3 protein-coding genes are annotated in these 6,709 nt (G+C 57.2%); all 3 read left to right on the forward strand.

Annotation, left to right across the window (positions count from 1 at the left end; all coding sequences use genetic code 11):
- Positions 1–11 precede the first annotated feature (11 nt).
- The gene (locus WKI47_RS15920) at positions 12–1,670 is read left to right on the forward strand and encodes a sugar ABC transporter substrate-binding protein (RefSeq protein ID WP_340228147.1); all 1,659 of its coding nucleotides are present in this window, start codon (positions 12–14) and stop codon (positions 1,668–1,670) included.
- Between the two features lie 149 nt (positions 1,671–1,819).
- Positions 1,820–2,626: a Nif3-like dinuclear metal center hexameric protein gene (locus WKI47_RS15925; RefSeq protein ID WP_340228148.1), complete on the forward strand. Its 807-nt coding sequence runs from the start codon at positions 1,820–1,822 to the stop codon at positions 2,624–2,626.
- Positions 2,627–2,694: 68 nt separating this feature from the next.
- On the forward strand, positions 2,695–6,324 hold the full coding sequence (locus WKI47_RS15930) for a glycoside hydrolase family 2 TIM barrel-domain containing protein (RefSeq protein WP_340228149.1): 3,630 nt from the start codon (positions 2,695–2,697) through the stop codon (positions 6,322–6,324).
- Positions 6,325–6,709 lie beyond the last annotated feature (385 nt).

Below are 6,709 nucleotides of genomic sequence, written 5' to 3' on the forward strand. Positions count from 1 at the left end.
GGGAGGTCTTTATGAACATGTTGAGCAAATTCGGAAAAACGGCGCTGGCCCTGCTGCTCGTCGCCGGAACGGCCGCTTGCGGAAACTCGGACGACACCAACAGCGCCAACGCGCCCGACCCGGAAGGCCAGCAGGAAGCCCAGGGCTACGAGTACGGCGTCGGCAAAACGTTCCATTCCGACGAGCCGGTCAGCTACTCCATGATGTTCAGCGACAACGAAGCGTATCCGTACCAAGACGATTGGCAGTTCTGGTCGTCGCTCAAAGAAAAAACGAACGTCTCGTTTGACCTGTCGGTCACGGCGCGCGCAGAATACGAAAACCAAAAAGCGCTCGTGGTCAACTCCGGCGACGCGCCTTACATCATTCCGAAAACGTACGACGAAACCGCGTACGTCGCGGGCGGTCAGATCGTGCCGATCAGCGAATGGACGCAGTATATGCCGAACTACACCGAAGCCGTGGAGAAATGGGGCATGGCCGACGATCTGAAAGCCAAGTTGCAAGAAGACGGCAAATACTACGTGCTTCCGGGGCTGTGGGAATCGGCGGCGGGCGGTTACTCCTACGTGATTCGCAAAGACATTTTCGAAGCGGCCGGCGTCGACGTGGAAGGCAGCGAAGGCAAATGGACCTACGAAGACTTTTACGCGGCGCTGCAAAAAGTGAAAGCTTATACCGATGCCGACTATGTCTGGTCCGACCAATATCAAGGCAAATCTTCGCTGAATATCGCGGGCGTCGAATACGGCGTGACCGGCGGCTGGGGCCTGGCAAACGGCGTGAAGTTCGACGAAGACAAACAAGAATTTTATTTTGCCGATACGACCGCGGACTTCAAAGAATACGTGAGCTATTTCAACAAACTGATCAAAGACGGCCTGCTCGATCCCGAGTCCTTTACCCAGGACGACGAATCGGCGCGCGCCAAGTTCTACAAAGGCGAAACGTTCGTTATCAACGGCAACTATCAGTTTCTGGCCGATTCCGCGAGCAAGATGACGGACAAAGACAGCGAACTGTACATGATCGTGCAGCCGGGCGGTCCGAAAGGATTGCTGCAAGTCGAAAACTCCCGTTTGGAAAACGGTGTCATGATCAGCCAAAACGCGCTGAACGATCTCGGCAAAGAAGATTTTATTAAAATGCTGCGCTTCGTCGATTGGCTCTGGTACTCCGACGAAGGCCAGACGTTCGCGCTGTGGGGCGACGAAGGCGACACGTATACCAAAGACGCCGACGGCAATATCGTGTTGAACCCGGACATCACGTACAACGGACTCAACGCCGATACGGGAACGAAGCAGCTTAACGTCGATCTCGGCTTCGCGGGCGGCGTATTCGCCTACGGCGGCACCGATCAGCTTCGCTATTCGCGCATGACCGAAGGCGAACGCGATTATATCGAGCGGATCAAAGAATACCGCGAACCGCGCGCGATCCAGCCGCCGATCATGGCAAGCCCGGACGAAGCGGAAGAGATGAACCTGCTCGTCACTCCGCTGATGGACTACGTGGACACCATGACGCTCAAATTCATCATGGGTCAAGAAGACGTCAATACGGGCTGGGACGCTTATGTCGCGCAGGTGCAAGCCAACGGCGCGGATCGCTATATCCAGACGGCGAACGAAATCTTCTCCCGAACCAAAGAAACGCTCGGTTATTAATGGTTCCGCTCCATCAAAATCACAGTCGAACTCATGCCCGGACGCTAAGACGCGTCCGGGAACTTTTTTGCAAAAAAACGCCAAATGGAAAATTTTGAGTGTCTCGTCGTTTCTATGCGTTTACATAAGGACTAAGGAGGATCGACGCCATGACTCCACTACCGACCGTGCAGACGGTCATCGACGCACTGACGGCGAACAGACACACTGCATTGCCTGAACCTACGGTAGATCAATTGCTGATCGGCGATCCGGGCACACCCGTCACCGGAATCGTCACAACCTTCATGCCGACGCTATCGGTCGTGCAGCAGGCGCGATCGCTCGGGGCCAATCTGGTCATCGGGCATGAAGGACTCTTTTTCTCCCATCATGAACGTTCGGAAGAATCGCCGGAAGGCGAGATTGAGCGGATGAAGCGACAGCAGCTTGAAGCCTCGGATGTCGCGGTTTTCCGCTTGCACGACAGCATTCATCGCTATTGCCCGGATGGGATCACCGAAGGACTGGTCGCCAAATTGGGCTGGTCCGGTTATGTTCGCGAATATCGTGCCGAAAGCTGCTTGCTCGATATTCCTTCCGCTTCGTTACGCGAAATCGCTACGGAGATCAAAACGCGACTCGGACTGCCATACATAACAATCTCAGGACATCCAGAAGCGGTCTTTTCGCGTGTTGGGCTTTTGGCGGGCTATCGCGGCGGCGGAACGTTGACGATTCCGTTGCTGGAGTCGAAAGAGGCAGACCTTATCGTCTATGGAGAAGGACCGGAATGGGAGACGCCTGAGTATGTACGCGAAGCAATGCGTTTTGGACGACATTGCGGGCTGATCGCACTCGGCCATGCGGCAAGCGAAGAACCGGGGATGGAGCGGCTCGCCGAAGCGCTGTCCGTTCTTTTTCCCCATATTCCGGTTCACTATCTTCAGGAAGAACCCTCAATCCGCATTTTGTAGCCGATCACCCTGTTGTGAAGAGAAACAGACCCTACTGTGCGCAGACATAGACAAGGAGGAAAATGATCATGAACCGAACGCTTCTGTTCAACGACGGTTGGACTTTTGCCAAAAGCCCGCTGGACACCCAGCATTGGCAGTCGCTCAACTTTGGACCGGTGGAGATTCCGCATGACTGGCTGATTGCCGATACGCAAAACCTTTACGAAGACAGCATCGGCTGGTACAAACGCGTATTGACCGCAGACGCGAATTGGGAAACCGAAGGCGTACGCAAGCTCATGCTGCTTTTCGAAGGCGTCTATATGGACTCTACGGCCTACGTTAACGGACAACAGATCGGGGAATGGAAATACGGCTACTCGACCTTCGAATTCGATATTTTCCCTGCTTTAAAAGAAGGCGACAATGAGATCGTAGTCAAGGTCGTCCACCAGAGTCCCAACAGTCGCTGGTACTCCGGGGCAGGCCTCTACCGGAACGTCTGGCTCAAAACGCGCGGAGATTCCTACATCGATACCGACGGCGTCTACGTCTCGACCAGCCGTCATGGAGACAACTGGCGAATCGCTATCGAAACGGAAGTGGAAACGGTCGGCGCGCTGGAGTTGTCCCACCATCTGTATGACGGAGATACGCTTGTTGCGGAACGCTCGATCCGTCTGGCTCCTTCCGCAGAGCTTACGCCTGCGCAACCGGAAGACGCTCCTTTGCCGGATGCTGCCGTTCAAGCCGAGCAAGGCTTCGGCAAAGCGGAGAAAAACAACCAGTACAAGCGCGAAGCGTTGGAGAGCAGCCGGTCGACTCCTCGCCGAACCTTTCAGGAAGCGCTTCTGGACGTTCCGAACCCACGGCTGTGGAGTCCAAGCGAGCCTAAGCTCTACCGGCTTGAGACGAGTATCCGCTTGCCGGACACGGGACAAGTGATTGAACAGGTTCAGCAAAATATCGGATTTCGGGAGATTGAATTTCATGCGCAGCATGGCTTCAGCCTGAACGGGCAGCACATGAAGCTGAACGGGGTCTGCGAGCATCACGATCTGGGGGCGTTGGGCGCGGCGTTCAATGTGGCGGCGCAGCGGCGGCGTTTTGCACAGCTCAAAGAGATGGGCGTCAACGCGATTCGTACGGCGCACAATATGCCTGCACCGGGCGTGATGGATCTGGCCGACGAGATGGGCTTTCTGGTCGTCTCGGAGTCTTTCGACATGTGGGAGCGTCCCAAAACGACCTACGATTACGCGCGCTTTTTCCAGGAATGGTCCAGCCGCGATGTTCGCAGTTGGGTTCGCAGGGACCGCAACCATCCGAGCCTGATCCTATGGAGCATCGGCAACGAGATCTACGATACGCACGCCGATGAACGGGGGCAGGAAGTGACCCGCATGCTGCGGGAGCTGGTTCGGGAATTTGATCCGCGCGGCAATGCTCCCGTCACGATCGGCTCCAATTACATGCCCTGGGAGAACGCGCAGAAGTGCGCCGATATCGTCAAGATTGCGGGCTACAACTACGCGGAAAAATACTACGGCGATCACCATAACGAACATCCGGACTGGATCATCTACGGCAGCGAAACGGCTTCGGTCGTGCAAAGCCGCGGCGTCTACCACTTCCCGTTCGAGCGGCCCATTCTGACCGATGACGATCGGCAATGCTCCGCGCTCGGCAACAGTCCGACCAGTTGGGGCGCCAAATCGGCGGAAGCCTGCATCCTCGCCGAACGCGACGCGCCGTATTCGTTAGGACAGTTTATTTGGACGGGCTTTGATTATATCGGGGAGCCGACGCCGTATCATACCAAAAATTCGTATTTCGGACAGATCGACACGGCAGGTTTCCCGAAAGACTCCTATTATATCTATCAGGCAGCCTGGACGGATTACCGCAAATCGCCGATGGTGCATATTTTCCCGTATTGGGACTTCAACGACGGACAGATCATCGACGTCCGGGTATGCTCCAACGCGCCGCGGATCGAGCTGCGACTGGACGATGAGACGGTTGGTTTCCACGAAACGGATTGGGCCTCCGGCTCGCAGCCTGTCGCGCATTGGAAAATCCCTTTTAAAGCCGGGCGACTGACTGCGCTGGCTTACGACGAGAACGGCGAGATCATTGCGGAGGATATACGGGAATCTTTCGGAGATGCTCGTAATCTCCGTTTGCAAGCCGATCGCCGGAGTCTTCATGCGGATGGACGCGATGTGGCATACCTGGAGATCAGCGCGACGGATGCCGAAGGACGCCCGGTTGAAAATGCGACCAATCGGGTGAAGATCGAAGTGGGCGGCGCGGGACGGTTGCTCGGCATGGATAACGGCGACAGCACCGATTATGACGCCTATCAGGGAAACTCGCGGCAGCTCTTTTCCGGGAAAGCCGTTGCGATCATCGGATCGACGCTGGAGGCAGGCACAATCACGGTTCGGGTATCGTCTCCCGGCCTTGCGGATGCCAGCTTCGAGCTGACTACGCAAGCCGTAGATCCGGAAGTTACGCAGGGTTTGTCGGTCGTGCTGGATTGCGGCGGAACCGACTCGAGCGAGGAAAAAGAGCAAGCAAAAGCGGGTGACACTACAGCCGCAAGTGCCGCAGATGAGGGCATCCCTGTCCCTGTGCGCAAGATCCGTATTGTCAGCGAATCGGGACGCAAGCTGGATGCCGAGCAGTCTTCTGTCCGCGTCAAAGCCGAGCTGTATCCGGCAGGCACGCCTTGCCGCGATGTGGAATGGACCGTCACCGACGATGCGGGCATCCTTTCCCACTTGGCTGTGGTCGAAGCGGACGGACTCGAAGCGACCGTCACGGCGCTGGGCGACGGTGCCTTCCGGCTTCGCTGCGCAAGTCGCAGCGGAAGCGGCGACGTACGGCTGATCTCGCAACTGGAATTCGAAGCTACGGGACTCGGGACGGCCTATCATGATCCGTATGGATTCGTGTCTGCGGGCGTATACGATTATTCGCGGGGCGAAGTAGGCACGGGCAACGAACGGGGCGTCGCGACATCCCGCGACGGCGAGACGCATGTCGGATTCACCCGGCTTGATTTCGGCCCGTATGGCGCGGATACGATTACGCTTCCGATCTTCGCCCTGTCGGACGAAGAGTATCCGATTGAGATTTGGGCAGGGATTCCGAATGACGAAGGATCGGAGCTGCTTGCGGACGTGATCTACCAGAAGCCGTCTATCTGGAATACGTATCAAGACGCGACGTATACGCTCTCGCGCAGACTGCGCGGCATCGAGACGCTTTGCTTCGTGTTGCGCCAGAAAGTGCATATCAAAGGCTTTGCCTTCGCGCCGCAGAGCCGGGCTTTCGAATGGAATCGTGCGCTGGATTGCGATCGCGTCTACGGCGATGCGTTCGAACGCACCGACCGGGCTGTCGAGCGGATCGGAAATAACGTCTCGATCGAATTCGCGGACATGGATTTCGGCGCGGAAGGCACGGACGGGCTTACGATCCGCGGAACTTCGCCGATCGCGCTCAATACGATCCAGATCCGTTTCGAACACGACAACGGCGAAGCCCGCCGCCTCGTCGAGTTTGCCGAATCCGACGGATACGATCAACGGCGTTTCCCGTTGGAGCCGATCACGGGCCGCTGCCGCGTCACGTTCATCTTCCTGCCGGGCTCGAATTTCGACTTCGACGGCTTCCGCTTCGAGCGGACGGGATCGGAAAGCGTGTAAGCTGCTAGATGGTCGTGCAAAACGCGAGGCGTGCGGCGGTAAGCTGTGAGGTGGTCGTGCGAAGCGCGGGGCGTGCGGCGGTAAGCCGCGAGGTGGCCGTGCGAGGCTCGGGGCGTCTGACGGTAAGCCGCGAGGTGGCCGTGCAAAACGCGAGGCGTGCGGAGCGCGGGGCGTGCGGCGGTAAGCCGCGAGGTGGCCGTGCAAAACGTGAGGCGTGCGGAGCGCGTTGCGAAGCATGAAGATAGGTGCCATGAAGCGGGCGAAGGATGCGGATGCGACCAGAGGCAGGAGAATACCAGAGAAAAGCTTGGTGTTGCGAAAAAACACGAGAGTTCCGCAGAGTGGCGTCTTTTTAAATCGTCTCCGAGGAAATAAGTGCGTATAT

This window comes from Saccharibacillus sacchari, assembly GCF_037722395.1.
Lineage (GTDB): Bacteria > Bacillota > Bacilli > Paenibacillales > Paenibacillaceae > Saccharibacillus > Saccharibacillus sacchari_A.

Excerpts from the sequence above, each read along its gene's own strand:
- WKI47_RS15920 (WP_340228147.1), top strand. The coding sequence starts at position 12 with ATGAACATGTTGAGCAAATTCGGAAAAACGGCGCTGGCCCTGCTGCTC.
- WKI47_RS15925 (WP_340228148.1), top strand. The coding sequence starts at position 1,820 with ATGACTCCACTACCGACCGTGCAGACGGTCATCGACGCACTGACGGCG.
- WKI47_RS15930 (WP_340228149.1), top strand. The coding sequence starts at position 2,695 with ATGAACCGAACGCTTCTGTTCAACGACGGTTGGACTTTTGCCAAAAGC.